The sequence below is a fragment of the Pseudomonas sp. Marseille-Q5117 genome (assembly GCF_946901175.1).
GTDB classification, from domain to species: Bacteria; Pseudomonadota; Gammaproteobacteria; order Pseudomonadales; family Pseudomonadaceae; genus Aquipseudomonas; species Aquipseudomonas iranensis.
In genome coordinates this window covers 25783-50406 of the sequence record NZ_CAMPPP010000008.1, presented here as the reverse complement: position 1 = coordinate 50406, position 24624 = coordinate 25783, and the positions used below count along the sequence as shown (strand labels likewise).

Below are 24624 nucleotides of genomic sequence, written 5' to 3'. Positions count from 1 at the left end.
GTGGGAGCGAGCCTGCTCGCGAATGCGGTGGATCAGCGACAAATTCGTCAACTGACCCGACGCTTTCGCGAGCAGGCTCGCTCCCACAGGAAATCTGGAACTAGGTCTGGCGATAGGGCAACGCTGTCCGGGCCTCTTCGGCATAGGCCAGAACCCCGGCACGCTCCTGCTTGAGGAAATCCTTCACCGCCGCTTTCAACCCCGGATGGCGCAGGTAGTGCCAGGAATGGGTGATCACCGGTTCAAAGCCGCGAATCAACTTATGCTCGCCCTGTGCCCCGGCATCGAAACGCTGGATGCCTTGGGCAATCGCGTAATCCATGCCCTGATAAAAACACGTCTCGAAATGCAGCCGATCAAACTCGGCCAGGCAACCCCAATACCGCCCGTAGAAACTGTCGCCACCGACCAGGCTGAACGCCATCGCCACCGGCCGTGAGCCCTGCTTGGCCAGGACCACGCGAATCGCCTCGGGCATACGTTCGGCCAGCAGGCTGAAGAACTCCCGCGTCAGGTACGGCGCCTGACGCCGCACCGCGTAGGTGTTGGCATAACAGGCGTAAACAAAATCCCACTGTGCCTCGTCCAAATCACGCCCCTCCAGCCACTCGAACTCAAAGCCCTGCCCCGCCACCTGCTCGCGTTCCTTGCGCATCTGCTTGCGCTTGCGAGAGCTGAGGGCGTCGAGGAAGTCCTGAAAGTCGCGGTATTCACGGTTCTGCCAGTGATATTGACAGCCAATACGCTGCAGCCAGCCCGGCTGCCCGGCCATCGCCGCATCGGTAAACGGATCGGTGAAGTTGATATGCGCGCTGGACAGTTCTTCGATCTGCAAATAGCCCGGCAGGCTTTTCAGCAGTTCGAAACCGTCCTCCACTGTTGCCGCCAGCAAGCGCGGGCCGCTGACCGGACTGAACGGCACGGCGGTCAGGAGTTTGGGGTAGTAATCGATGCCGGCGCGGGCGCAGGCGTCGGCCCAGCCATGGTCGAACACGTACTCGCCGTACGAATGCCACTTGCGATAACTGGGCAGTGCGGCGATCAGTCGATCATCTTCGATGTGCAGTAAATGTTCGGGCTGCCAGCCCGAGTGCGGGCCGACACTGCCGCTGTCTTCCAGCGCACTGAGGAATGCGTGGCGCAGGAACGGCTGGTTGTCCGGCACCAGCGCATCCCAGCTTGCCGGGGCGATTTCTGACAGGTCTTGCAGGCGTTGCAACGGCATTCACTGGCACTCCACAGCTTGGCGACAAAGCCCGGCGAGTATCGCTGATCGCGACCCGGTTGCACACGCTCAATCGGCCGACAGCGCTCTAACTCGATAGTTCACGGCTGATCCGCATCGTCATCAACCTGCCATCACTGTGCCACCGCTCTGTCATAAACCATCGCGATACTGGCGCCTGTTTTTAGAGCGCCGGGTTCTAACCCGGACACAGTTTTCCGGCCTTCAGGCCGGTTGTGCCCAGGATGGTTCAGCCATCCCCTTCATCTTCGGAGATTGCTATGCGTCTTGCTTCCACGAAAACTGCAGCGGCCCTGTGCGGCGGCTTGTTGCTGGCCATGAGCGTTCCGGCCAGTGCTGCAGTCGACGCCAAACTGCTCGACATGCTCAAGGCCAACGGGTCGATTTCCCAGGCGCAGTACATCGAGCTGCAAACAGAACTGGCCAAGGATCAGAAGGCTCAGCAAATCGCCCAACAGGCGCAGCAGGAAACCAACGAACAAGTGGCGGCGGTCGCGAAGAAGACCAACGAACAGAGCCTGTTTGACCAGAAACTGGCGTGGGCGGCGAAGACCCAGTTCAAGGGCGACGTACGTATCCGCCAGGAAACCATCAAGATCGACGGCGAGCCGAACAACGGCGGCCGCGACAAGGACCGCCAGCGCATCCGTGCGCGTCTGGGCGCCTATACCGAGATCAACCCGCAAGTCGACACCGGCATCCGTATCGCCACCGGCGGCGGTGACGACGCGCGCTCGACCAACCAGGATCAGGACAACTACTTCGACAAGAAGCAGATCTGGCTCGACCTCGGCTACATCGACTATCACCCGGATCAGATCAAGAACCTTCACGTGATCGGCGGCAAGATGCTGCAACCATGGGTAAGCATGGGCGACGTGATCTGGGACAGCGACATCAACCCGGAAGGTCTGGCCGTTACCTACAAATACCCACTGGGCGGCAGCGCCGAACTGTTCGGCAGCCTGGGTAACTACAACCTCAAGGACAACGTTGACGGCGACGGCGTGCAATTCCGCCACGACCTGCGCCTGACCGCTGGCCAGTTGGGCAGCCGCTTCAACATCACTGACAACCTGAAGATGACCGTCGGCGGCAGCGTTTACGCTTACCAGAATGACGATGACAGCCGCTGCACCGGCACCTCGACGCCGTGCGCGCTGGCAGTCAACGGCAACTCGGCGAACAACGAATTCCGTCTGTATGAAGGGTTCAGCCAGATCGACATCGGCGGCCTGCCAATGCCGCTGTCGTTCTACGGCCAGTACGTGAAGAACAACGATGCCGTGACCGATCAGGACACCGCATGGTTGCTCGGCGCCAAGTCTAAAGTCTTCGGCTTCAACCTCGACTACAACTATCGCGACGTGCAGCGCAACGCCGTGGTCGGCGCCTTCACCGACTCCGACTTTGCCAACGGCACCACCGGTTCGCGCGGGCACAAGTTCAAGGTCGGTTACGACATCGACAAGAACTTCGCCGTCGGCGCCACGTACTTCCTGACCAAGGCCGACTTCGCCAGTCGCAGCCAGCGCGATGCAGATGCCAACACCCTGCAGCTGGATGCTGAAGCGAAGTTCTAAGAAAACAGCTACAAGCTTCGAGCGACAAGCTGCAAGTCACCGCTCCCCTTGCGACTTGTCGTTCGAAGCTGATGTCCTGCAGCCCGGCGCAATGCCAGCGATCCCCATCATCCGTTCGCTGACGCTGCCCCGGGCTGACTCTTTCAAGGACTGTCGTCGCGCCTCTGCGTCGCCAGACGCTCAGCCAAAGCATCCACTCCCTCTTCCGGTTTTTCCGGCAGCGCCTTCAGGGTTGCCTGCATCACGCGCATCTGCCGCATGAAGCGCCGGCAGTTGGGGCAGAACAACAGGTGATGACGCACCATCAGCGTCTCGCGAAAGCTCAGTTGGCCATCGAGATAATCGCTGGATCGTGCCACTTGCTCCTTGCAGGTCAACATTCTCCTGTCTCCTCAAAATGTTCCACGGTCGCGAAGACCTTCAAGCGTGCCCGGTGCAGCAGCACGCGGACATTGGAGAGCGAGATCTCCAGAAGATTACAGATCTCTTCCAGCTCCAGACCCTGGCGTTCGCGCAACAGCAGGACACTGCTCTGCAACTCGGACAGACTCAGCAACGTGTGTTCGAGGCATTCGCGCAGTTCGTTTTCGGTGAGCAGTGCCTCTGGGGTGTCCTGATGCCAGGCAAACGGCGCGACCAGCCAATGACCGTCGCTCGAGGAAAATCGATCGTCACCGATGGTGCCGTGGGGCGATGGCAGGTCATCGAGCAGGACTTCCCGGCGATTGTGCTTGTAGCGACTCTTGGCCGAATTGGCGGTGATGGTCAGCAACCAGGTCTTGAGGCTGGAGCGGCCTTCGAAGCTGCCCAGATGACGCACCACCGACAGCCAGGCATCCTGCACCACTTCTTCGACATGACGCTGGCCGACAATCGCGTAAGCCACAGCGCGCATGGCGCTCTGATACGTGGTGACCAGTTCCTTGAAAGCGTTTTGCTCCCCCGCCAGCAGGCGCGTGAGCAGTTGGGTGTCGTCAGCCGCCATCCATCAATCCCCTTGTCCGGACTTCGAAAATGAACGCGGCAGGTGTGCACCTGCCGCGACGTCCGAAAAATTACAGCGTTTCAGCCGCTTCGGATGTAGGAAAGATCGACGCGATTAAGGGGAAATTAACCTGTTTCAGCGCTTGCGCAGCAACACGCTACCGATCGAATAACCGGCACCAAACGAACTGAGCACCGCCAGCGAACCCGAGGCCAGATCATCCTGGTATTTGTGGAAGGCAATGACCGAACCGGCCGAGCTGGTGTTGGCGTAGCTGTCGAGAATCACCGGGGCTTCTTCTTCGGTAGCTTCGCGGCCGAGCAGCTTGCGCACGATCAGGTGGTTCATGCTCAGATTGGCCTGGTGCAGCCAGAAACGCTTCACGTCGCCGACGTTGAGCTGGTTCTCTTCCAGGTGCTCGCCAATCAGCTCGGCGACCATCGGGCAGACATCCTTGAACACTTTGCGGCCTTCTTGCACGAACAGCTTGTCGCGGGCACCGATGCCCTCTTCCGCCGCTCGGTTGAGGAAGCCGAAGTTGTTGCGGATGTTGTTGGAGAACTTGGTCAGCAGTTTGGTGCTGACCACGTCGAACTGGTACGCGGAGGTCGCCAGATCCGCGCGCTCGATGATCACCGCAGTCGCGGCATCGCCGAAGATGAAGTGGCTGTCGCGATCACGGAAGTTCAGGTGCCCGGTGCAGACCTCCGGGTTGACCATCAGGATCGCCCGCGCCTGGCCAAGCTGTACGCTGTTGGCGGCGGCCTGGATGCCGAAGGTGGCCGAAGAACACGCCACGTTCATGTCGAAACCGAAACCTTCAATGCCCAGCGCTTCCTGGACTTCGATGGCGATGGCCGGGTAAGCGCGTTGCAGGTTGGAGCAGGCAACGATCACGCCGTCGATATCGGCTGCGGTTTTGCCGGCTCGTTGCAGGGCTTGTTCGGCAGCGCCAACGGCCATCTGGCAGAGCACCGACCATTCATCGTTGGAACGCTCGGGCAGGCGCGGGGCCATGCGTTGCGGATCGAGGATGCCGTCCTTGTCCATGACAAAGCGGCTCTTGATGCCCGAGGCCTTTTCGATGAACGCGGCGCTGGATTCGGTCAGGGCCTGGACTTCACCGCTGGCAATGGCCTCGGCGTTATCGGCGTTGAACTGGGCGACGTAGGTATTGAAAGACTGCACCAGCTCTTCGTTGGAGATGCTGTTGGCCGGTGTGTACAGGCCGGTGCCGCTGATGACGACGTTATGCATGGTCGTTTCTCTAATCTGTTCAGGCAGAAAGTGCTGGAACCGTCGTACCAACACGCAAAGGGTCTATTCCCATCCGGGGGACGCAAACCTGGCATCGTTTTATTCCGCAGCGCGACACGGCCGAAGGCTCTGGGTCGCGAAACGGCGGGTTATGGTGGCGAAGTTTGCCATAAACCCAGAATTTTGGCGCCTTTCTCCTGCTCAACTCGATCCCTGCAGGAGCTGCCGAAGGCTGCGATCTTTTGATGATCGTTCCCACGCTCCGCGTGGGAATGCAGCCCGTGACGCTCCGCGTCACTGGACGCGGAGCGTCCCCAGAGGCATTCCCACGCAGAGCGTGGGAACGATCGATGAACCGAGGCGTAGGTCTTTGGGCGGCTTCGCCACCCAGCGGGGATAAATCCCCTCGCCACAGAGACCGCTTCCTCAGGGGGATTGTGTATGGCTGCAGGTCAGGGCTCGACCTGGCTCCACTGTTTGCTCAGGCGCTTGTCGGAGATCGGCACTTTCGTCCCCAATTGTTGAGCGAACAGCGACACGCGGTATTCCTCCAGCCACCAGCGGTACAACTCCAACTGCGGATCGCGCTTGCCTTCCTGCGCATGCTTGGCTGCGCGGGTCTGGTATTGCGTCCACAGGCCAGCGAGTTCGCCGCTCCAGACCCGATCCTTCTGCACCTGCGCACCGAGTTTCTCGAAACGTTGCTCGACCGCTTTCAGGTAACGCGGCAACTCCTTGAGCCACTGCATCGGCGTTTCGCGGACGAAACCCGGATAGACCAGATTGCCGATCTGCTGCTTGATGTCGTTGAGTGCCACTGCCTGGGCAAGATCGATCTTGCCCTTGAAGCGTTTTTGCAGACCGTGCCAGATCTTGAGGATTTCCAGCGTCAGCCGCGCAACCCGCTCGGCGTGCTCGGTCCAGTTGCCGCGCTTGCGTTCGGCCAATGCCGCCAATCCGGCGCCATCGCGGGGCAACGGGTCTTCACCTTCGAGAATGCAGCTGTCGAGGCTGGCCAGCAGAATGTCTTCGACCAGCGCATCGACCCGGCCCAGCTCACGATAAAGCAAGCCCAGTTCAGTCTGCCCGGGCAACTTGCCGCGCAGGAACTTGGCCGGCTCGGCCAGTTGCTGCATCAGCAAACGCTGCAAGGCCCGACGATGCTGGAACTCGGCCTCGGCGGGGGTGGAGAAGCGTCCCTCCTTGACCGTGCCGCCCTCTTCCACCAGCGCCGGGTACACCGTCATCGACAACCCGGCGATCTTCTGCTGGGTCTTTTCCGCCACCGGCGCGAAAACTTTTGCCTCGACCGGCTGCTGACTTTTCGCACTCTGCGGCACCGCCAGCGCGGCCTGGCTGGCTTCGGCGAAACGTGCAGTCAACTCAGCCAGATCGCGGCCTTCGCCAAGAAACTTGCCCTCGCCGTCGACGATTTCCAGGTTCATGCGCAGATGGCTTTCAACCTGCTGCGCCGCTTCCGCCCACGCGTCATCGCTGACCCGCGCGCCGGTCATGCGCAGCAGCTCGCGACCGAGCGCTTGCGGCAGCGAACCTTCGGCGAAAGTCATGCGCTGCAACGCGGCCTTGATGAAGTCCGGCACCGGCACGAAGTTCTTGCGCAGGGCTTTCGGCAGATTGCGCACCAGGGCTATGCACTTGGCCTCGATCAGCCCCGGCACCAGCCATTCCAGACGCTCCGGCGGCAACATCGGCAGCAGCGGCGCCGGCACGCGCAAGGTCACGCCGTCGCGCGGGTGATTGGGTTCGAAATGATAAGTCAGCGCCAGCTCCAGATCGCCAATGTGCAACGTATCCGGGTAATCACGGGCGGTGACTTCGCTGGCCTCGCGGGCCAATACGTCTTCTTCGCGCATGATCAGCAACTGCGGATCTTTCTGGCTGTTGACCTTGTACCAACTGTCGAAGGTCGCGGTCTGATGGATCTCCGCCGGCAGACGCGCATCGTAGAAGGCGTAGAGGGTTTCTTCGTCGGCGAGAATGTCGCGCCGGCGCGCCTTGGCCTCCAGTTCGTCGAGCTGCTCGAGCAGTTTCTGATTGGCGCTCAGGCATTTGGCCCGCGACTGAATCTCACCGCGCACCAGACCTTCGCGGATAAACAGCTCACGAGATACCACCGGATCGACCGGGCCGTAATGCACCGGGCGACGACCGACGACGATCAGGCCGAACAGGGTGATCTGCTCATAGGCTACGACCTGGCCGCGCTTCTTCTCCCAATGCGGCTCGAAGTGATTCTTCTTGATCAGGTGCCCGGCCAGCGGCTCGATCCAGTCGGCATCGATCTTGGCGACCATGCGCGCGTAAAGCTTGGTGGTTTCCACCAGTTCGGCGGTCATCAGCCACTGCGGGCGCTTCTTGCCGATGCCCGACGACGGGTGAATCCAGAAGCGCCGCTGCCGCGCGCCGAGGTAATCGCCGTCTTCGGTTTTTTGGCCAATCTGGCTGAGCAAGCCGACCAGCACCGCTTTGTGCAGCTTCGGATAATCCGCCGGCTCCTTGTTCAGGCTCAACTGCATGTCGCGGCAGATCAGGCTCAACTGACGATGAGAATCACGCCACTCGCGCAGGCGCAGGTAATTGAGGAAATTCTTCCGGCACCAATTGCGCAGCGGATTGGCCGTGAGCGCCTGGCGCTGTTCTTCAAAACCACGCCACAGATTGACCAGCCCGGCGAAGTCCGAATCCGGATCCTTCCATTGCGCATGGGCCTGATCCGCCGCTTGCTGACGCTCCGGTGGACGTTCGCGCGGGTCCTGAATCGACATCGCACTGGCGACGATCAGCACTTCCTGCAGACTGCCGAGCTTGGCCGCTTCCAGCAGCATGCGGCCCATGCGCGGGTCGACCGGCAAGCGCGCCAACTGGCGACCGAGCGGTGTCAGCTGACTGTTGCGATCCACCGCCGACAGCTCTTGCAGCAGGTTGAAACCGTCGCTGATCGCCTTGCCGTCCGGCGGCTCGATAAACGGGAACGCGGTGATTTCACCAAGGCGCAGATGGAGCATCTGCAAAATAACGGCGGCGAGGTTGGTGCGCAGAATTTCCGGATCGGTAAATTCCGGGCGCCCAAGGAAGTCCTCTTCGCTGTACAAACGCACGCAGATACCCGGCTCAACCCGCCCGCAACGACCTTTACGCTGATTGGCGCTGGCCTGGGATATCGCTTCGATCGGCAAGCGCTGCACCTTGGCGCGGTAGCTGTAGCGGCTGATGCGCGCGGTGCCGCTGTCAATCACATAGCGAATGCCCGGTACGGTCAGCGAGGTTTCGGCGACGTTGGTCGCCAGCACCACGCGGCGGCCCGGATGCGACTGGAAGATTCGCTGCTGCTCGGCCGGCGACAGACGCGCGTACAGCGGCAGGATTTCGGTGTGCTTGAGCTGGGCCTTGCGCAGCATATCGGCGGCGTCACGAATCTCCCGCTCGCCGGGCAGGAACACCAGCACATCGCCGGGGCTGCGTCGTTCGCTGCGCTCGTAGGCGGCGATTTCGTCGAGGGTGGCGAGAATTGCCTGATCGACGGTCAGGTCATCCTCGACCCGGTTGCCCTCTTCGTCCTGCTCCAGGGTCAGCGGCCGATACCAGTTTTCCACCGGGAAGGTACGGCCCGACACTTCGACGATCGGCGCGTCATCAAAATGCTTGGAGAAGCGCTCCAGATCGATGGTCGCCGAAGTAATAATCACCTTCAGGTCCGGACGGCGTGGCAGCAGGGTTTTCAGATAGCCGAGGAGGAAGTCGATGTTGAGGCTGCGTTCGTGGGCTTCGTCGACGATGATCGTGTCGTAGCGTTCCAGATAACGGTCGTTCTGGGTTTCCGCCAGCAGAATGCCGTCGGTCATCAGTTTGATCAGGGTGTTGGCATCGCTTTGATCTTCAAACCGCACCTGATAGCCGACCAGCGCACCGAGCGGCGTGCCGAGTTCTTCGGCAACGCGACTGGCGACACTGCGCGCGGCGATCCGACGCGGCTGGGTATGGCCGATCAGACCGTGCTGGCCGCGACCGATTTCCAGACAGATCTTCGGCAACTGGGTGGTTTTACCCGAGCCGGTTTCGCCGGCGATGATCAGCACCTGATGTTGCTCCAGGGCCTTTTTGATCTCGTCGCGCTTGGCCGCGATCGGCAAACTGTCGTCATAACGAATCACCGGCAGGCTGGCACGGCGCGCCAGCACCTGATCACAGGACGCCTGCATGCGCGTCACCCACTGGGCCAGTTTGGCCTCGTCGGGTTTCTTGCGCAGCTCAAGCAACTGCCGCCGCAGCCGGTGACGGTCGGCGAGCATGGCGTGATCGAGGTTTTTCAGCAGTTTGTCGATGGAGGGCGATTCGTCGGTCATCGGGTAGGCAATTCGGTCGTCTATTTATGCAGGGGCGGATTGTCGCAGATTTGGGGGGGTTGTGGCGTGTCAGGGGGATTGCGACCCTCACCCTAGCCCTCTCCCAAAGGGAGAGGGGACCGATTGGGGGATGCTTCAAAGGTACATCGACCTGAAAGAGCTTTGCCGAATCCATAATCGCCGAGCTCTTTCAGGTCGGCGTTTGACCCAAGACACCTCGGTCAGCTCCCTCTCCCTCTGGGAGAGGGTGTATGTACCGGAGACATGGTGGACACATGTTCGGAGACATGGTGGACGGTTTTAGATCTTCTTACCTGCCGTCACGATCTGCAAGTTCAAGTCGATTCGAGCGACACGATGTCTACTCCAGTAGACATCGTGGATGCCGTCTTCCGTCGTCTCCCTGATCGCTATGTACCTGCCGTAAAAAGCCTTTCCGATCTTGTATTCCCGGTTTTTCCAGAAGATTTCACCTCCCACCTGTACCTTCCTGACCACATCTGCGTCGTTGTAATCCGGCTCCGCCGGTTGCTCCTGATATTCCCGTGGGCTGCCACTGTAACGAGTCGCCGGCACCGCCATGCCCAGCGCCTGATGAGGGCGCTTCTGGTTGTAGATGTCGCGCCAGGTATCAAACGCCCGTTGTGCGTCGTCGAGATCGGTGAAATACCGGCCTTGCAGGACTTCACTTTTCAGGCTGCGATGGAAGCGTTCCAGTTTTCCCTGAGTTTGCGGGTGATAAGGCCGGGAGTGGCCAACCTTGATGCCCTGGCTCATCAGCCAGACTTCCAGCGCGGTGTAAACGCCAGTCTGATCGCCCCATGGCGAGCCGTTGTCCATCGTCATGCGTAACGGCAAGCCGTAACGTCGAAACGCCCGCATTAGATGGTCCTGAACGGTTTGGCGCTGCTCATTGGCACATGCGGCAATACACAACGAAAAGCGTGAGTGATCGTCCAGTATCGTGAATGGATGGCAGCGTCCTTGGCTCAGGCCGAAGTGTCCCTTGAAGTCGATCTGCCATAGATCGTTAGGCGCTTCGTGCTCAAATCGGATAAATGGTTTGATCTCGGCAGCCTTTGGATCAACACGCGAATGACGCTGTAAAACCGCATGCACCGTGCTGACAGAGGGCATCACAGCGCCTTCGTCTTCCAGCACGCGCTTGAGCTTGCGGGCACCCCAAGCCTCGTATTGCTGACTCATGGTCAAAATTTGCTGCTCAACCTCTTCAGCACAACGTTTGGGTGATGTTTTCGGTCGCCGGGACTGATCGTGCAAGCCCTCTGCACCCGAGGTTTCAAACCTGTTGAGCCATTTGTAGGCAGTACTTGGGCTGATATTGAATCGACGGCAAAGCTGCCGAACATTCGACCCTTCTTGCCGAGCTAAACGCACAAACTCTGTACGAAGTTGCATGGTGGATGCCTCTTGCCAGGACACAGGTCATCTCCTTGATGATGAGCAATGTGCCTATTAAAAAGTGTCCACCATGTCTCCGAACACCTGTCCACCATGTGTCCGGTACATACACAGGGCTGGGGTGAGGGGCTTTTAAAAGAGCTACTCGTTGTCGAGGCCTTTGCGCCGGTATGGGAAGACGTCGATAACCTTCCCCGCCCGAATCGCCTCCTGCAAGCCCTTCCAGTAATCGGCGTTGTACAACTCGCCATGCAACTGATCGAACAATTTCCGCTGCCCGGCATCGGCAAACAGGAACGGCGGAAACTCTTCGGGAAACACGTCCAGCGGTCCGATCGAGTACCACGGCTCGGAGGCCATTTCGTCCTCCGGCGTGCGCGGTTGCGGGATGTGGCGGAAGTTGGCTTCGGTCAGGAAGCAAATTTCGTCATAGTCGTAAAACACCACGCGCCCGTGACGGGTGACGCCGAAGTTTTTCAGCAGCATGTCGCCGGGAAAAATATTCGCCGCCGCCAGTTGCTTGATCGCCAGGCCGTAATCCTCCAGCGCTTCACGTACCTGGGCGTCGTTGGCATTTTCCAGATAAAGGTTGAGCGGGGTCATCCGGCGTTCGGTCCAGCAGTGGCGGATCAGCACGGTCTCGCCTTCGACCGAAACCGTGGATGGCGCCACCTCAAGCAGCTCTTCGAGACACGCCGGATCGAACTTGCTCAGCGGAAAACGAAAATCGGCGAATTCCTGGGTATCGGCCATGCGCCCGACCCGATCGACGCTTTTCACCAGTCGATACTTTTCGATCACCGTTGCCCGGTCGACGTTCTTCGACGGTGAGAAACGGTCCTTGATGATTTTGAATACGGTGTTGAAACCCGGCAGGGTGAACACGCTCATGACCATGCCGCGCACGCCCGGGGCCATGATGAACTGGTCGTCAGTGTTGGCCAGGTGATTGATCAGCGCGCGGTAAAACTCCGACTTGCCGTGCTTGTAGAAGCCGATCGAGGTGTACAGCTCGGCGATGTGCTTGCCCGGCAGAATGCGTCGCAGAAAACCGATGAACTCCGCCGGCACCGGTACATCGACCATGAAATACGAGCGAGTAAACGAGAAGATGATCGACACATCGGCTTCGTCGGTGATCAACGCATCGATCTGAATGCCCCGACCTTCGCGGTGCAACAGCGGAATCACCAGCGGCCATTGCTCATCGCGGGTGTAAATGCGTCCGACCAGATACGCGCCCTTGTTGCGGTAAAGCACCGAGGAAAACAGCTCGACGCTTAGCTCCGGGTCCTTGCACACCCAGTTCGGCAGGTTCTCGCGCAATTGCGCTTCGAGCCGCAGCAGGTCGCCAGGCAAATCGGCGTAATCCTCGCTGAAGCGGTAGTCGGAAAAGATACTGGCGAGCATCGCGGACAACTGGCCCTGCGGCTTGTACGTGCGGGTTTGCGCGGCGCGGGCACGGCGCAGGCTCGGGCGCGTGGTGTGGATGAACATGCAGCCGTCGCTGATCAGGTCGTGGCTGAACAGCCCGCAGAAAATCGAGTTGTACCAGGTTTCGGACAGCTCATCGTCGAAGCGCAGGTCGATCACACTGATATAGGCGCTTTTCACCAGCGGCCAGCAGCTGACGTTCATCAGGGTCTCTTCGTCGAAATACTCGCGCAGGCGAGCGACGGTTTCGCCAACCTTTTCTTCGTACAAACTGATCCGCGCCGCCGAGGCGGCCTGGGCTTCTTGCCAGCGCGCCTGTTCGAAGCGCTCCCGCGCACCATCGGTGATGCGGCGAAAATGTTCGCGGTAATCGTCGAAGCCGGCGAGGATCATCCGGGCGATCTCGGTGGCTGGCCATTGCTGCGACATAAATGAAACCTCGGCGGGAAATCGATTCGTTTGAGCTTAGTCACGGAACCGTCCGCAGGAAAAGCGCAATTTCTGCCAAAACCGATACCGGGGCGACCGTTGACGAGGTTTCTCGTGCCGATGCATGGCAAGCAGAATTAAAAGCCCGAATAGCGGTTGCCATGATCCGGACGCTCGGCAACACTCTCGTCCCGATCAAGGAAGGAGCCCGCCGTGAGCCCTGTCGATATTTTCCGCATGTTGTCGCTGGCCGCTATCTGGGGCGCGAGTTTTCTGTTCATGCGCATCATTGCCCCGGTGATCGGCACGATCCCGACCGGCTTCTTTCGGGTGTCGATCGCGGCTGCCGGGCTGCTGGTGATCCTTGGGCTGATGCGCATCAGCTGGGATTTCAAGGGCAAGCTGAAGACCGTGATGCTGCTGGGCGTAATCAACTCGGGGATTCCGGCGACACTGTATTCGGTTGCCGCCCAGGTATTGCCGGCCGGCTATTCGGCGATCTTCAACGCCACGACGCCGCTGATGGGCGTGTTGATTGGCGGTTTGTTCTTCAGCGAAAAGCTCACGGCGGCCAAGCTCAGCGGCGTGTTCCTCGGTCTGTTCGGCGTCGGTGTGCTGACGCGCGCCGGTCCCGTGGCCTTCGATCTGCAACTGCTGATGGGCGCGGTCGCCTGCCTGCTGGCGACCACTTGTTACGGCTTTGCCGGATTCCTTGCACGGCGCTGGCTGGATCAGGCCGGTGGGCTGGACAGCCGTTTGTCGGCACTGGGCAGCATGCTCGGGGCGACGTTGTTTTTGCTGCCGTTGTTCGCCTACAGCGCCTTCACTGCGCCGCCGGTGAGTTGGGGCGGCTGGCAGGTCTGGCTGTCGCTGCTCGGCCTGGGTCTGGGTTGCACGGCGTTTGCCTACATCATCTATTTCCGCCTGCTCAGCTCGATCGGCCCGGTGAAATCGATGACCGTGACCTTCATGATCCCGCCGTTCGGCGTGTTGTGGGGGGCGTTGTTGCTGGATGAGCCGTTGTCGATGGCGCACATTTATGGCGGGGTGCTGATTGCGGCGGCGTTGTGGCTGGTGTTGAAGCCGGCGGTGGTGAAGCCTGCAAAGGTGTCAGTCCGTTAGATTTTCTGCCGCAGATATTTCGCGAGCAGGCTCGCTCCCACAGAAGAATACATTCCAATGTGGGAGCGAGCCTGCTCGCGAAGGCGATGGATCAACCACCGCCTGTTTTCTGCTAACTGCTTTTTCGGAACACAAACACCAACCCGACAATAATCAGCAGCATTCCCAGCACACTCAACGCCGCCAGACGATTACCGAAAATCAGGTAATCCATCACCGCCGTTACCGCCGGCACCAGATAGAACAGGCTGGTGACATTCACCAGATTGCCCCGCGCGATCAGTCGATACAGCAACAGCGTCGCCAGCACTGAAACCACCAGGCCCATCCATAACACCGGGACAATGAAGCCTGCGCTGTGTTCGAAGTGAAACGGCTGGAACGGTACGAAAATCGCGCACAGCAACAGGCCGGCCAGGTACTGCACTGGCAGTGTGCCGAGGGGATTGTTGGTGATGCGTTTCTGCATGATCGAGCCGAGCGTCATGCTCGCCAGCGCCAGCAAACCGAACAGCATGCCGGCCCAGGACATTCCAGCCAGACCGATCCCTTGATAAACCACCATGACCAGCCCGGCCAGGCCCAGCGCCAGGCCGAACAGGCGGCTCGCCGAACGCTGGCGCTCCATCAGCACCACGGTGAGGATCGGCTGAACGCCCATGATCGTCGCCATTACCCCCGGCGTGACTTTGCAGTCCAGCGCCAGCAGATAAAAGATCTGATAGGCCCCTAGCAACACCAGTCCCGTGGCGATCGCAAACAGCATCGGCTTGCCACCCTTGGGCACCTTGAGTTTGAGCAGCGGCGCCAGCAACACCAGCCCGCACAGGGCGATGGCGAAGCGAATCAGCAGAAAGGCAAAGGGCGAAGCATGGGCGAGGCCCCACTTGGAGAAAATCGCCCCGCTGCTCCACAGCAGAACGAACAGGCTCGTGGACGTCGCCGCGAGCGCGGATTGTTTCGAAAGGACAAACATGAATACCACCTGTAGTCAGGCAAGAAGCCAACTCAGCCGAAGCTGAAATTCAGTAGGTTGTTCTGGCGGGCGCAGGGGTCAGCAGAAACTGCCGATCAACCCCGCACACCAACGCCCGGCGGCGAAACGACTGCGCACACCGGCGTGCTACTGACAGGTGGAGGGTAATGACTGATCTGCACAGGCTGCTGATTCCCGCACGGCACGACGCCAGCGTTGACCGCTGAATCGACTACCGCGTTGATGAGGGATGCAGGCATGGATGCTGATCTTTATTGGAGAAATGAAAGCGCGAGCACAGCGGCTCGGGCGGGCTGACTATAACCAGCCCGGGACACAGATTGCAATGACTTGGGCAAAGGGCCGGTAGCGACAGCTTGGGGCGGGATGATTAGGGTGATTGGCGGCGGCAATGGATTGTCAGGAGACATGGAATGCAAGAGATCATATGCCAAGGGAACGGACGTATTTGCGGTATCAGGTTTATCGGTCAGAGGCGAGGAAGCGGGCCGCTTCGCAGATTGCCGGCTTACAGGGCCAACTTAAGGCGGCCGACGCTTCGATTATGGATTTATCTCTCATTCGGTTCGAACCGATAAACAGGCATGCGCTGAATGCTTTTGAAACATGGGAAGAACCCTGCTTTTTCTGGCATGAAGTCATCGCCTGGAAATCACGTGAACCACGCGCATTGGACATCTCTATCTGGTTCGACGGGCAGCTCTGCGGCCTGTGTTTTGCAAACCCGAACAATAGTCGACGCAGATTACGAGTTGTGAGATTGGAAGGGCGCCCTGGCGGAACACATCCTTTGAAAAATCGGATAGGACTACTAGCGATCATGGTAATTGAGCAATACGCGGACTTCGTTGGCTGCGATGTTATCGAAATACAAGAGCCGCTGGACGGTGCGATACCCGTTTATCAGAAGCTGGGTTTCAGCTACGACATCGAAGGCCGCCTTGTCAAAACCTTGGAGAATCCAGTACTGTGAAAGCCAATCAATTACTGATCAAACCGGGAGGCAACATGAAAAAAGCGAAGCATAGACCTCCCGAAGCATTGGTCAGATCGCTGAAAACCAAAAGACTGGCTGATCATGAATTGACCGCTAATCAACGGCGTCTGTTGCAGCTGCTGATCACCGGTATCGAAGATGAGCCCTCGGTGCTGGTCGCTGGCCGATTGTGAAAAAACCGCTCCTGAGGAGCGGTTTTTTATTTCTGAGCCAGCCTCAACCAAACAACCAATACCCCAGCAAGGTCAGCACCAGCACCGCCAGCACCGGGCGCATTACGCGGTAGGCCTTGGGATGCCGGCGCTTCCACTGCTTGACCACGCCGCTGAAACGGTCGCTGAAGTTCTTGCTCCAGGCATAAGCCTGGTTGATGCCGCCAACGCGTTCGTCGTCGAGATTCTGCGGCGCGGTGGCGCGGCCGAGCCAGCCACTAATGAAGCGATTGATGCGGGTCATCACGCGGTTGCTCAGCGGACGCTCGACATCGCAGAACAGAATGACGCGAGTCTGATCAGTTTCATTCTTGACCCAGTGCACGTAGGTCTCGTCGAACATCACATCATCGCCGTCGCGCCAGGCGTAAATCTGGCCGTCGACGAAGATCCGGCAATCGTCGGAGTTGGGTGTCGATAGGCCGAGGTGATAACGCAGGGAGCCGGCGAACGGGTCACGGTGCGGGTTGAGATGACTGCCGCCCGGCAGCAGTGCAAACATCGCACCCTTGACGTTAGGTATGGCACTGACCAGAGCCACGGTTTTCGGGCAAAGTGCTTCGGCCGATGGCAGCGGTTTGTCGTACCACTTCAGATAGAAACGCTTCCAGCCCTTCTTGAAGAACGAACCGAATCCGGCGTCGTTGTTCTTCTCGGCGGCGCGAATGTAGCCTTCGTCGAACAAGTGCATGGCTTCGTCGCGGATGGTCTCCCAGTTGTCGCGCAGCACATCCAGTTCCGGAAACTTGCTGCGATCCAGATACGGTCTGGAAGGCACTGCGGAGAACAGGTACATCAAAGCGTTATATGGGGCGAACAGCGCCGAATGGTTGACGAACTGACGCAGTACCGGCAAACGCGCCTTGCCGCGCAAATGCACATAGAGCGTGCTGCCCAGGAACAGCAACAGCACAAACGCCTTGGCGGCAAACGAAACGGTCATCAACAACTCCTTGAATAAAGACAACGCTGCGCAATGCCCTTTACCCGGCATGGCAGCCGGCCATGATAAACACTACCGGCTCCGGGAAAAACCCGCCTGCCACAAGATTCAGTGTTAAGCATTACGCAACAAAGCCTTTATTAACATGCGGCGCCTGAACCCTGGCTGACATGAATCAACAGGCTTACTGCTGGTTCTCCTGCTCGGTAAACAGGTCACTGAACAGCATGCTCGACAGATAACGCTCACCCGAATCCGGCAGCACCACGACGATGGTTTTACCCTGCATCTCTGGTTTCTCCGCCAGACGCACCGCCACCGCCATGGCAGCACCACAGGAAATGCCGCACAAAATCCCCTCTTCCTGCATCAGGCGCAAAGCCATGGCCTTGGATTCTTCATCGGTCACCTGCTCGACGCGATCGACCATCGACAGATCGAGGTTCTTCGGCACAAAACCGGCACCGATGCCTTGAATCTTGTGCGGGCTCGGCTTGATTTCGGCACCGGCCAGAGCCTGGGTGATGACGGGCGAAGACGCTGGCTCGACGGCCACCGACAGAATCGGTTTCCCGGCGGTGTTCTTGATATACCGCGAGACACCAGTAATGGTTCCGCCGGTACCTACCCCAGCCACCAGCACATCCACGGCACCGTCGGTGTCGTTCCAGATTTCCGGGCCGGTGGTCTTCTCATGAATTGCCGGGTTGGCCGGGTTATCGAACTGCGCCGGCATGAAGTATTTGTCGGCATCGCTGGCGACGATTTCCGCAGCTTTCTCGATGGCGCCCTTCATGCCCTTGGCCGGCTCGGTCAAAACCAGTTCCGCGCCCAAGGCTTTCAGAACCTTGCGGCGCTCGATGCTCATCGACGCCGGCATGGTCAGCATCAACTTATAGCCACGCGCAGCGGCAACGAAGGCCAGACCGATACCAGTATTACCGGAAGTCGGCTCGACAATGGTCATGCCTGGCTTGAGTTTGCCGCTGCTTTCGGCGTCCCAGATCATATTGGCGCCGATTCGGCATTTGACCGAGTAACCGGGGTTGCGCCCCTCGATCTTGGCCAGGATCGTGACCCCGCGCGGCGCGATGCGGTTGATCTGGACCAGCGGCGTATTACCGATGGAATGGGCGTTGTCAGCGTAAATACGGCTCATGGCTGGGTCCTTATGCAGCGTTGAATTCAGCCTTCCAAGGTAAGCCCGTTGCCGATCACAGTCCAGTCGGGTCGAACGTCTGCAAACGCGCGGAGTCAATCGCTTTGAATCGTCAAGCCACACTCTTGAAGGAACAATGGCATGAAACGTCGTTACAGCTGGCCGCTCTGGACCCTGACGGGTGTCGTGGTGCTGCTGGTCGCCCTGCATTTCGCCCTGCCCTATCTGGTACGCGACTACCTCAATGACAAACTCGCGGACATGGGCGATTACCGTGGCCAGATCACCGATGTTGATCTCGCGCTGTGGCGTGGCGCCTATAAAATCAACGGCCTGAAGATCGTCAAGGTCGATGGCAAGGTACCAGTGCCGTTCGTCGATGCGCCGTTGATCGACCTGTCGGTAAGCTGGCATTCACTGTGGTACGACCATGCCGTGGTCGCGCAGGTGCAATTTCTCAACCCCGAAATCAACTTTGTCGACGGCGGCCCCAACAAACAGAACTCGCAGACCGGTCAGGGCACCGACTGGCGTGAGCAGTTGGGCAAGCTGCTGCCGATCACCCTCGATGAAGTGCAGATCAACGATGGCCGTATCACCTTCCGCAACTTCAATTCCAAGCCGCCGGTGAACATGAACGCCAGCAACGTCAACGCCAGCATCTATAACCTGACCAATGTGGTCGACAAGGAAGGCAAGCGCGACGCGCGCTTTGAAGGCAAGGCGTTGCTGCTGGGCCACGCGCCGCTGGAAACCACCGCCACCTTCGATCCACTGAGCAACTTCGAAGACTTCGAATTCCGCCTGCGCGCCCGTGACATCGAGCTCAAACGCATGAACGACTTCGCCGCCGCCTACGGCAAATTCGACTTCAACGCCGGCCACGGCGATGTGGTTATCGAAGCGAAGGCAGAGAAAGCCCGACTCACCGGCTACATCAAACCCCTGCTGCGCGACGTCGACGTATTCAACTGGCAGCAAGACGTCGAAAACAAAAACAAAGGCCTGTTCCGCTCAATCTGGGAAGCACTGGTCGGCGGCACCGAGACCGTGCTGAAGAACCAGAACAAAAACCAGTTCGCCACCCGCGTCGAACTCAGCGGCAATGTCCACCAGCAGAACGTCAACGCCTTCGAAGCGTTTTTGCAGATTTTGCGCAATGGCTTCATCCAGGCATTCAATGCGCGGTACGAACGGCCGAAGCCAGATGAGGATTAAGTTTTGCGGTTGACGACATATCGACCTGTGTCTTCGGCCGCTATCGATGAACGCTGTTGCAGCGAATCCCAGCCCAGACAGGCCAACGCCAAAGAACGTGGCACTGCTTCACGCCCATTGCTGTAACGGCTGATGCTGCGAGCGCTCACACCGAGCGCTTCGGCCGCATCATTGAGAGAAAGTCCGGTACGGGCGCGCCAATCGATAAAAATGCGCGTGTTCTCATCCTGGGCATTTTGCGCTAGCGCATCCATATACAAGGTGTCTGCACCGATCTGTACGTCGGGTTCAATCCATTCAACGATCCAACCCTCGTCTCCGACTGCGGCAGTCGCAAAGACTTCGCGATCAAGCAGTGTCCGCAGACCTGGATAAGTATGAATATCCATCCCCAAATCAACTGTCAGTTCCTGACCATTGATAAATGTCAGCGCCAACCTGAAATCCGACAGGACGTGCGCAGATCGCAGACGCGGCCGTTTCATGGGTAACATCGATTTTCTGCCTTTTTACTAACCGAGCAAGAAAGGCTATCGCCAAATCGGCGATACCGGAATACTGGCCATCCGCCGAGACTGAGTCAACATGTGACGCTCCATTCAGAGACTGAATAAGCCGTCTGCGTTCACAGTCGACCGGCGTGCGCGTTATAGTCGGGCATCCGATTATTTCGCCCCGCCCTGCCCGTAAGGTCAGCGTTACCGTTCGAGGATTTGCAGATGAAGTTCGAAGGCACCCAGGCCTACGTCGCCACCGATGACCTGAAGCTGGCGGTCAACGCCGCCATCACCCTGGAACGGCCGCTGCTGGTCAAGGGTGAACCGGGAACCGGCAAGACCATGCTCGCCGAGCAACTGGCCGAGTCGTTCGGTGCCAAGCTGATCACCTGGCACATCAAATCCACCACCAAGGCCCATCAGGGTCTGTACGAGTACGACGCGGTCAGCCGTTTGCGCGACTCGCAGCTAGGCAATGAAAAAGTCCACGACGTGCGCAACTACTTGAAGAAAGGCAAGCTCTGGGAAGCCTTCGAGTCCGAGGAGCGGGTGATTCTGCTGATCGACGAAATCGACAAGGCCGACATCGAGTTCCCCAACGACCTGTTGCAAGAACTCGACAAGATGGAGTTCTACGTTTACGAGATCGACGAGACCATCAAGGCCAAGAAACGCCCGATCATCATCATTACTTCCAACAACGAGAAAGAGCTGCCGGACGCCTTCCTGCGCCGCTGCTTCTTCCACTACATCGCTTTCCCCGACCGCACTACTCTGCAGAAAATCGTCGATGTGCATTACCCGGACATCAAGAAGGACTTGGTCAGCGAAGCGCTCGACGTGTTCTTCGACGTGCGCAAGGTACCGGGCCTGAAGAAAAAGCCTTCGACCTCGGAACTGGTCGACTGGCTGAAACTGCTGATGGCCGACAACATCGGCGAAGCGGTGCTGCGCGAGCGCGATCCGACCAAAGCCATTCCGCCACTGGCTGGCGCACTGGTGAAAAACGAACAGGACGTGCAACTGCTTGAGCGCCTGGCGTTCATGAGCCGGCGCGGCACCCGCTAAGAGGCTGCTGCCATGTTGCTCAACCTGTTCAACGAAATGCGTGCAGCCAAGGTACCGGTGTCGGTGCGCGAGCTGCTCGACCTGATCAACGCGCTGAAACAGCGCGTGACCTTCGCCGACATGGACGAGTTCTATTACTTGTCGCGGGCGATTCTGGTGAAGGACGAGCGCCATTTCGATAAGTTCGACCGGGCGTTCGGCGCCTATTTCAATGGCTTGGAGAAACTCGACGATCACTTGCAGGCGCTGATTCCCGAAGACTGGTTGCGCAAGGAATTCGAGCGCTCGCTGAGCGACGAAGAACGCGCGCAGATCCAGTCCCTTGGCGGGCTGGACAAGCTCATCGAAGAGTTCAAGAAGCGTCTGGAAGAACAGAAAGAACGCCACGCCGGCGGCAACAAGTGGATTGGCACCGGCGGCACCAGCCCGTTCGGCTCCGGCGGTTTCAACCCTGAAGGCATCCGGGTCGGCGACGCCGGCAAGCGTCAGGGCAAAGCGGTCAAGGTCTGGGATCAGCGCGAGTACAAGAACCTCGACGATTCGGTGGAACTGGGCACGCGCAACATCAAGGTCGCCCTGCGTCGTTTGCGCAAGTTCGCCCGCCAAGGTGCGGCAGAAGAACTCGACATCGACGGCACCATCGACCACACCGCCAAGGACGCCGGCCTGCTGAATATCCAGATGCGGCCGGAACGGCGCAACACAGTGAAGCTGTTGCTATTGTTCGACATCGGCGGCTCTATGGACGCGCACGTGAAGATCTGTGAGGAATTGTTCTCGGCCTGCAAGACCGAGTTCAAGCACCTGGAGTACTTCTACTTCCACAACTTCATTTATGAATCAGTGTGGAAGAACAACATGCGCCGCACTTCCGAGCGCACTTCGACCCAGGATCTGCTGCACAAATACGGCGCCGACTACAAAGTGATCTTCATCGGCGATGCCGCCATGGCGCCCTACGAAATCACCCAGGCTGGCGGCAGCGTCGAGCACTGGAACGAAGAGCCGGGTTACGTGTGGATGCAGCGCTTCATGGAGAAATACAAGAAGCTCATCTGGATCAATCCGTATCCGAAGGACACGTGGGGCTATACCTCGTCGACCAACATCGTCCGCGATCTGATCGAAGATCAGATGTATCCGCTGACGTTGCGCGGGCTTGAAGAAGGGATGCGGTTTCTTTCCAAGTAATCGTTAACACGACGAACGCCTTCGCGAGCAGGCTCGCTCCCACATTGGAATGCTTTTACCTGTGGGAGCGAGCCTGCTCGCGAAGCTTTTAGCGATCTTTAAAGCGCTGCAAATACTCGACATGCTCGCGGTGCGCGACGTCCTGCACTACCGGCCTCAATCTCACCTTCGCTCCCGGCAGGCATTGCGCCAATCGCGCCAACGACAGCGGCGTCAACGCGCCCAGGCGCGGATAGCCGCCAATGGTCTGCCGATCATTGAGCAACACAATCGGCTGTCCGTCCGGCGGTACCTGCACAGCGCCCAAGGGAATGCCCTCGGAAATCATCGGCGCGCCCTGATACTGCAACGCCGCGCCGAGGAGGCGGATGCCCATGCGGTCGGCGCGACTGTCGATGGTCCAGGCGCTGTTGAAGACATCGAACAGGCTCTGCCCGCTGAACTGGCCGATCTGTGCGCCGAGCACCAAGTCCAAAGGCGCGTGCATTTTGAAATCCGGCCGCAGCGTCGAAGGCATTTCGCGCACCGCTGACGCTTCGCCGCTGTAACCGAGCGCCGCCCCTTTGGCGAGCGGAAGGCCCATGCCATCAAGTCCGCCCAATTCTTCTCGCAGCACCGTGGCACTGCTGCCCAGTACCTTCGGCGCGGCAAAACCGCCGGGGGCCGCCAGATAGACCCTGGCGCCGAGCAACGGCTGGGTGAAGCGCAATGTCTGCCCTTTCGCCAACCGGAAACTGCGCCACGGCGCCAGCGGCTGGCCGTCGATCTGCGCGCCGAGATCCGCTCCTGCCAGCGCCAGCAGGCAATCCTCCTCAGCCACCACGGCAAACCCGCCGAGGGTGATTTCAACCACCGCCGCATCCAGTTCATTACCCAACAGCCAGTTGGCCCAGCTCATGGAGCACCAGTCCGCCGCGCCGCCCTGGGTCACGCCCAGATGTCGCACGCCAAACCGCCCGGCGTCCTGCAACAGGCACAGCGGCGTGCTGGCTTCGATCGTCAATCGACTCATGCCAGCGCCTCCAGTGGGGAGTCGTCGCCGCCCAAGCGTATGAATTCAGCGTGGTCGACCGCTTCGAAGCGCACCGTGTCGCCGGGTTGCATCAGGCTATAGCCGTCGCGATGGCGATCGAAGAGTTTTGCCGGGGTGCGCCCGATCAGGTTCCAGCCACCGGGTGAGACCACCGGATACGCTGCGGTCTGCCGCTCGGCGATACCGACGCTGCCAGCGGCGACTTTCTTGCGCGGTGTGTTCAAGCGCGGCGCGGCGAGCATTTCTTCGACCAGGCCCATGAAGGCAAAACCCGGCGCAAAGCCAAGGGCGAACACCTGATATTCCCGCGCACTGTGGCGACGAATCACCTCCTTCACCGCCAGCCCGCTGCGTTCGGCCAACAGACTCAGTTCCGGGCCGACACTCAAGTCGTACCAGACCGGCAAGACGTGACACTGCCCAGCGCTTCGCGCATTCGGCGCCAGATCAACCAGCGCTTCGGCGATCAATTCGCGCGCCTGCGCCGGACTCAACAGCGTCAGATCGTAATGCACCATCAACGTCGTATAGGACGGCACCAGATCGATCAGTTGTGCACCAAACGCCGTGCGCAAGCGCTCGCTGGCGGCGAGCATCCACGGCATGTTGGCTTCGGCGATGTCATCGAACAGACGCAGCATCAGGCAATCCAGCGCCACCACTTCAACCCGTGGATTCATGACGCACTCGACTGCTGCAAGGCCTGACGAATACGCCGCACGGCGGCCACCGAAATGGCGTTGTCGCCGTGGACGCACAGGGTGTTGGCGCGCAGGATCAAGGCGCTGCCATCGCTGGCGCTGAGTTCGCCGCCACGGGCGATGGTCAACGCTTGCTCGATGATTTTTTCGGCATCGTGATGCACGGCGCCCGGCAGTTGCCGTGAGACCAGCCGGCCGCCACTGTCATAGGCACGGTCGGCGAACGCTTCAAACCAAAGAGTTACGCCGTATTCATCGCCGATCTGCTGCGCCGCAGCGTTGTCTCGGGTCGCCATCAACATCAGCGGCAAGCTGCGGTCATACACGGCCACGGCCTGTACCACCGCGCGCAATTGTGCCGGGTTGGCCATCATGTCGTTGTACATCGCGCCGTGGGGTTTGACGTAACTCACACGCCCGCCCTGCGCCTTGCAGATGCCGTCGAGGGCGCCGATCTGGTAATGCAGGATGTCTTGCAGCTCTTGCGCGGAATAGGCCATGGAGCGCCGGCCGAATCCGACCAGATCCTGATAGGCCGGGTGCGCGCCAATCTGCACGCCGTGTTCGAGGGCCAGCGCCACGGTTTTGCGCATGATGCTTGGGTCGCCGGCATGGAACCCACAGGCGATGTTGGCGCAATCGATGAAGGGCATGACCTCGGCGTCCAGACCCATGGTCCAGCTGCCGAAGCTCTCGCCAATGTCGCAATTCAATAGCAGGCGGCTCACGGTGAACACTCCTGTAGCTGCTGGTCTTTTTATCTGTA

At 59.5% G+C, this 24624-nt stretch carries 21 protein-coding genes; 7 read left to right on the top strand and 14 right to left on the bottom strand.

The genetic code is table 11. From position 1 onward, the window contains the following. Positions 1-100: 100 nt before the first annotated feature. A complete protein-coding gene (locus OC605_RS14685) occupies positions 101-1225 on the bottom strand; it encodes a GNAT family N-acetyltransferase (RefSeq protein ID WP_262137881.1) in 1125 nt (374 codons plus the stop codon). A 281-nt stretch (positions 1226-1506) separates the two neighbouring features. Between OC605_RS14685 and OC605_RS14680 the strand changes: the two genes are divergently transcribed. Then, positions 1507-2829, top strand: coding sequence for a putative porin (locus OC605_RS14680; protein WP_073472890.1), 1323 nt, complete (start codon positions 1507-1509; stop codon positions 2827-2829). Positions 2830-2972: 143 nt separating this feature from the next. On the opposite strand, the gene OC605_RS14675 is transcribed toward OC605_RS14680, so the two are convergent. The 6 genes from OC605_RS14675 to aceK form a co-directional block, all read right to left on the bottom strand. Continuing rightward, positions 2973-3209 carry an anti-sigma factor family protein gene (locus OC605_RS14675; protein WP_024012036.1) on the bottom strand — a complete coding sequence of 79 codons (237 nt, stop codon included), beginning with the start codon at positions 3207-3209 and terminating at the stop codon, positions 2973-2975. Continuing rightward, entirely contained in the window at positions 3203-3814 is a 612-nt protein-coding gene (locus tag OC605_RS14670) for an RNA polymerase sigma factor (protein WP_262137878.1), read from the bottom strand. Before OC605_RS14670 ends, OC605_RS14675 begins: the two co-directional genes overlap by 7 nt. Positions 3815-3949: 135 nt before the next feature. Further along, the gene (locus OC605_RS14665; RefSeq protein ID WP_056783622.1) at positions 3950-5071 is read right to left on the bottom strand and encodes a beta-ketoacyl-ACP synthase III; all 1122 of its coding nucleotides are present in this window, start codon (positions 5069-5071) and stop codon (positions 3950-3952) included. Between the two features lie 452 nt (positions 5072-5523). Further along, on the bottom strand, positions 5524-9435 hold the full coding sequence (gene hrpA / locus OC605_RS14660; protein ID WP_262137876.1) for an ATP-dependent RNA helicase HrpA: 3912 nt from the start codon (positions 9433-9435) through the stop codon (positions 5524-5526). Between the two features lie 300 nt (positions 9436-9735). Next, the gene (locus OC605_RS14655; protein WP_410056002.1) at positions 9736-10854 is read right to left on the bottom strand and encodes an IS481 family transposase; all 1119 of its coding nucleotides are present in this window, start codon (positions 10852-10854) and stop codon (positions 9736-9738) included. A gap of 144 nt (positions 10855-10998) precedes the next feature. Continuing rightward, positions 10999-12720 (bottom strand): bifunctional isocitrate dehydrogenase kinase/phosphatase, encoded by a 1722-nt coding sequence (aceK, locus tag OC605_RS14650; protein WP_262137874.1) that lies wholly within the window; start codon positions 12718-12720, stop codon positions 10999-11001. Positions 12721-12933: 213 nt separating this feature from the next. On the opposite strand from aceK, the gene OC605_RS14645 reads away from it, so the two are divergent. Next, on the top strand, positions 12934-13842 hold the full coding sequence (locus OC605_RS14645) for a DMT family transporter (protein WP_186568381.1): 909 nt from the start codon (positions 12934-12936) through the stop codon (positions 13840-13842). 112 nt (positions 13843-13954) lie between these two features. Here the strand turns inward: OC605_RS14645 and OC605_RS14640 are convergent, their stop codons facing one another. Further along, positions 13955-14818 carry a DMT family transporter gene (locus tag OC605_RS14640; protein ID WP_262137872.1) on the bottom strand — a complete coding sequence of 288 codons (864 nt, stop codon included), beginning with the start codon at positions 14816-14818 and terminating at the stop codon, positions 13955-13957. A gap of 448 nt (positions 14819-15266) precedes the next feature. On the opposite strand from OC605_RS14640, the gene OC605_RS14635 reads away from it, so the two are divergent. Together OC605_RS14635 and OC605_RS14630 are read left to right on the top strand one after the other, a co-directional pair. Continuing rightward, positions 15267-15812 carry a hypothetical protein gene (locus OC605_RS14635; RefSeq protein ID WP_186568377.1) on the top strand — a complete coding sequence of 182 codons (546 nt, stop codon included), beginning with the start codon at positions 15267-15269 and terminating at the stop codon, positions 15810-15812. Next, entirely contained in the window at positions 15809-16009 is a 201-nt protein-coding gene (locus tag OC605_RS14630) for a hypothetical protein (RefSeq protein ID WP_262137870.1), read from the top strand. The genes OC605_RS14635 and OC605_RS14630 overlap by 4 nt, the downstream gene beginning before the upstream one ends. A 43-nt stretch (positions 16010-16052) precedes the next feature. Here the strand turns inward: OC605_RS14630 and OC605_RS14625 are convergent, their stop codons facing one another. Beyond that, entirely contained in the window at positions 16053-16991 is a 939-nt protein-coding gene (locus tag OC605_RS14625) for an aspartyl/asparaginyl beta-hydroxylase domain-containing protein (protein WP_186568375.1), read from the bottom strand. Positions 16992-17175: 184 nt separating this feature from the next. Beyond that, positions 17176-18150, bottom strand: coding sequence for a cysteine synthase A (cysK, locus tag OC605_RS14620; protein ID WP_122505872.1), 975 nt, complete (start codon positions 18148-18150; stop codon positions 17176-17178). A gap of 141 nt (positions 18151-18291) precedes the next feature. Here cysK and OC605_RS14615 point away from each other — a divergent pair, with 141 nt between their 5' ends. After that, positions 18292-19368, top strand: a complete 1077-nt coding sequence (locus OC605_RS14615; RefSeq protein WP_071174698.1) for a DUF748 domain-containing protein — start codon at positions 18292-18294, stop codon at positions 19366-19368. On the opposite strand, the gene OC605_RS14610 is transcribed toward OC605_RS14615, so the two are convergent. Further along, positions 19365-19862: a helix-turn-helix domain-containing protein gene (locus OC605_RS14610; RefSeq protein WP_186568373.1), complete on the bottom strand. Its 498-nt coding sequence runs from the start codon at positions 19860-19862 to the stop codon at positions 19365-19367. The two genes, OC605_RS14615 and OC605_RS14610, sit on opposite strands and share 4 nt — an antisense overlap. A gap of 225 nt (positions 19863-20087) precedes the next feature. Here OC605_RS14610 and OC605_RS14605 point away from each other — a divergent pair, with 225 nt between their 5' ends. Both OC605_RS14605 and OC605_RS14600 read left to right on the top strand, forming a co-directional pair. Next, a complete protein-coding gene (locus OC605_RS14605) occupies positions 20088-20933 on the top strand; it encodes an AAA family ATPase (RefSeq protein ID WP_007911294.1) in 846 nt (281 codons plus the stop codon). Positions 20934-20945: 12 nt separating this feature from the next. Further along, the gene (locus OC605_RS14600; RefSeq protein WP_016771218.1) at positions 20946-22124 is read left to right on the top strand and encodes a vWA domain-containing protein; all 1179 of its coding nucleotides are present in this window, start codon (positions 20946-20948) and stop codon (positions 22122-22124) included. Positions 22125-22212: 88 nt separating this feature from the next. Here the strand turns inward: OC605_RS14600 and OC605_RS14595 are convergent, their stop codons facing one another. Genes OC605_RS14595 through OC605_RS14585 form a run of 3 tightly spaced genes read right to left on the bottom strand, consistent with a single transcriptional unit; the run spans position 22213 to position 24586 of the window. Beyond that, entirely contained in the window at positions 22213-23136 is a 924-nt protein-coding gene (locus OC605_RS14595) for a biotin-dependent carboxyltransferase family protein (RefSeq protein WP_262137867.1), read from the bottom strand. Next, positions 23133-23837, bottom strand: coding sequence for a 5-oxoprolinase subunit B family protein (locus OC605_RS14590; protein WP_262137866.1), 705 nt, complete (start codon positions 23835-23837; stop codon positions 23133-23135). Before OC605_RS14590 ends, OC605_RS14595 begins: the two co-directional genes overlap by 4 nt. Continuing rightward, complete coding sequence (locus OC605_RS14585) at positions 23834-24586, bottom strand: 5-oxoprolinase subunit PxpA (RefSeq protein WP_262137865.1); 753 nt, start codon at positions 24584-24586, stop codon at positions 23834-23836. The genes OC605_RS14590 and OC605_RS14585 overlap by 4 nt, the downstream gene beginning before the upstream one ends. Between the last annotated feature and the right edge of the window lie 38 nt (positions 24587-24624).

Excerpts from the sequence above, each read along its gene's own strand:
- hrpA (WP_262137876.1), bottom strand. The coding sequence starts at position 9,435 with ATGACCGACGAATCGCCCTCCATCGACAAACTGCTGAAAAACCTCGAT.
- OC605_RS14640 (WP_262137872.1), bottom strand. The coding sequence starts at position 14,818 with ATGTTTGTCCTTTCGAAACAATCCGCGCTCGCGGCGACGTCCACGAGC.
- OC605_RS14625 (WP_186568375.1), bottom strand. The coding sequence starts at position 16,991 with ATGACCGTTTCGTTTGCCGCCAAGGCGTTTGTGCTGTTGCTGTTCCTG.
- OC605_RS14675 (WP_024012036.1), bottom strand. The coding sequence starts at position 3,209 with ATGTTGACCTGCAAGGAGCAAGTGGCACGATCCAGCGATTATCTCGAT.
- OC605_RS14595 (WP_262137867.1), bottom strand. The coding sequence starts at position 23,136 with ATGAGTCGATTGACGATCGAAGCCAGCACGCCGCTGTGCCTGTTGCAG.
- OC605_RS14635 (WP_186568377.1), top strand. The coding sequence starts at position 15,267 with ATGCCAAGGGAACGGACGTATTTGCGGTATCAGGTTTATCGGTCAGAG.
- cysK (WP_122505872.1), bottom strand. The coding sequence starts at position 18,150 with ATGAGCCGTATTTACGCTGACAACGCCCATTCCATCGGTAATACGCCG.
- OC605_RS14655 (WP_410056002.1), bottom strand. The coding sequence starts at position 10,854 with ATGCAACTTCGTACAGAGTTTGTGCGTTTAGCTCGGCAAGAAGGGTCG.
- OC605_RS14590 (WP_262137866.1), bottom strand. The coding sequence starts at position 23,837 with ATGAATCCACGGGTTGAAGTGGTGGCGCTGGATTGCCTGATGCTGCGT.
- aceK (WP_262137874.1), bottom strand. The coding sequence starts at position 12,720 with ATGTCGCAGCAATGGCCAGCCACCGAGATCGCCCGGATGATCCTCGCC.
- OC605_RS14685 (WP_262137881.1), bottom strand. The coding sequence starts at position 1,225 with ATGCCGTTGCAACGCCTGCAAGACCTGTCAGAAATCGCCCCGGCAAGC.
- OC605_RS14600 (WP_016771218.1), top strand. The coding sequence starts at position 20,946 with ATGTTGCTCAACCTGTTCAACGAAATGCGTGCAGCCAAGGTACCGGTG.
- OC605_RS14610 (WP_186568373.1), bottom strand. The coding sequence starts at position 19,862 with ATGTTACCCATGAAACGGCCGCGTCTGCGATCTGCGCACGTCCTGTCG.
- OC605_RS14665 (WP_056783622.1), bottom strand. The coding sequence starts at position 5,071 with ATGCATAACGTCGTCATCAGCGGCACCGGCCTGTACACACCGGCCAAC.
- OC605_RS14615 (WP_071174698.1), top strand. The coding sequence starts at position 18,292 with ATGAAACGTCGTTACAGCTGGCCGCTCTGGACCCTGACGGGTGTCGTG.
- OC605_RS14680 (WP_073472890.1), top strand. The coding sequence starts at position 1,507 with ATGCGTCTTGCTTCCACGAAAACTGCAGCGGCCCTGTGCGGCGGCTTG.
- OC605_RS14605 (WP_007911294.1), top strand. The coding sequence starts at position 20,088 with ATGAAGTTCGAAGGCACCCAGGCCTACGTCGCCACCGATGACCTGAAG.
- OC605_RS14670 (WP_262137878.1), bottom strand. The coding sequence starts at position 3,814 with ATGGCGGCTGACGACACCCAACTGCTCACGCGCCTGCTGGCGGGGGAG.